The sequence below is a fragment of the Nocardioides sp. P5_C9_2 genome (genome assembly GCF_054049555.1).
This window is the reverse complement of sequence record NZ_JBFUMD010000644.1, coordinates 1-1,671: the sequence shown is the minus strand read 5'-3', so window position 1 is coordinate 1,671 and position 1,671 is coordinate 1. Positions and strand designations below refer to the sequence as shown.

3 protein-coding genes are annotated in these 1,671 nt (G+C 71.0%); all 3 read left to right on the top strand.

The features are described from left to right. Positions 1-658 (top strand): NAD(P)-dependent alcohol dehydrogenase (locus tag ACXJKL_RS20570; protein WP_457208853.1); only part of this gene is annotated, 658 nt, incomplete at its 5' end. A 249-nt stretch (positions 659-907) separates the two neighbouring features. Further along, on the top strand, positions 908-1,390 hold the full coding sequence (locus tag ACXJKL_RS20565; RefSeq protein WP_457208852.1) for a DUF2231 domain-containing protein: 483 nt from the start codon (positions 908-910) through the stop codon (positions 1,388-1,390). Positions 1,391-1,395: 5 nt separating this feature from the next. Further along, positions 1,396-1,671 (top strand): response regulator (locus ACXJKL_RS20560; RefSeq protein WP_457208851.1); only part of this gene is annotated, 276 nt, incomplete at its 3' end.

The window sequence follows — 1,671 nt, the reverse complement described above, 5'->3', positions numbered from 1 at the left end:
GGGCTACTCCACCCACGTCGTCGTCGACGCCGACTACGTCCTGTCCGTCCCCGCCGGACTCGACCCGGCCGCCGCCGCACCGCTGCTGTGCGCCGGGATCACGACGTACTCCCCGCTGAAGCACTGGCAGGCCGGCCCCGGCAAGAAGGTCGCCATCGTCGGCCTCGGCGGACTCGGCCACATGGCCGTCAAGATCGCCCACGCCATGGGCGCCGAGGTCACCGTGCTGTCGCAGTCGCTGAAGAAGCAGGAGGACGGCATCCGGCTGGGCGCCGACCACTACTACGCCACCAGCGACCCCGACACGTTCGAGGCTCTCGCCAGCTCGTTCGACCTGATCATCAACACCGTCAGCGCGAAGATCGACGTGAGCGCCTACCTCGGCCTGCTCAACGTCAACGGCTCGCTGGTCAACGTGGGCGCTCCTGCCGAGCCCCTGAGCCTCAACGTCTTCTCGCTGCTCACCAACCGTCGTTCCTACTCGGGCTCGATGATCGGTGGCATCGCGGAGACCCAGGAGATGCTCGACTTCTGCGCCGAGCACGGCTTCGGTGCCGACGTCGAGGTGATCGAGGCCGACCAGATCAATGAGGCGTACGAGCGCGTGCTCGCCTCCGACGTCCGCTACCGGTTCGTCATCGACGCCACGACCTTCTGAGCCCACCCCGCTCGCCGGTCCTGACGGAGCCCCCGCACCCCATCCGGGTGCGGGGGCCCGCTTCGGTCTGCGGTTCATGCCTCCGGCTCGGGCGGCCCCTGGCCCCGGGGGGAGGCCTCGGGTCCTCCGGACTCCTAGGAGGGGGTCCCGCGGCGGTCAGGTTGCTGGCAGGTTGGACCGCGAGACTGATGGGGTCGTCATCGCGGCCGCACCGAGTCCGCACCGAGCCCCCATCCCTGAGGAGCACCCATGTTCGACCTCGTCAACGGCATCCCAGTCCATCCACTGGTCGTGCACGCGATCGTGGTGCTCCTGCCCCTGGCCACCCTGGGCACGATCGCCATCGCGCTGCGGCCCCGCTGGCGGCGGCCGTACGGTCCCCTGGTCGTCGGTTCCGCCCTGGTCGCCACCGTGCTGTGCCCGGTGGCGACGTCCAGCGGCGAGTCGCTGGAGGAGCGGGTGGGCAGTCCGGGTGAGCACGCCGAGCTCGGTGACACGCTGGTCTGGTTCGCCCTGGCGCTGTTGATCCTGTCCGCGCTCCTCGTCTACCTCCAGCGCCGCAACGACGCCGCGGACGGAGCCCCGGCCGGACGGGCGATCCAGGTGGTCGCCGTGCTCGCCGTGATCGCTGCGCTCGCCTCGACCGTGCAGGTCTATCGCGTCGGCGACTCGGGGGCGCGGTCGGCGTGGGGAGACTCGGTGAGCTCGTCGAGCTCCTCGAGCGGAGACTGAGGACCGTGCTGGTCGGCGTGTGTGAGGACGACGCCGCCATCCGTCGCCTCGTCGGTCAGGCGCTCCAGCGCGCCGGGCACGAGGTCCTGGGCGCCCACGACGGCGGCGAGGCGCTCCGCCTGTTCGGAGCCGACAGCAACGTCGACGTGCTGGTCATGGACATCGGGCTCCCCGACTCCGACGGGCGCGACGTCACCCAGGCCTTGCGGTCGGCCGGCCAGTCGGCGCCGGTCGTCTTCCTCACCGCCCTGGACGGCGTCCACGACCGGCTGTCCGGGTTC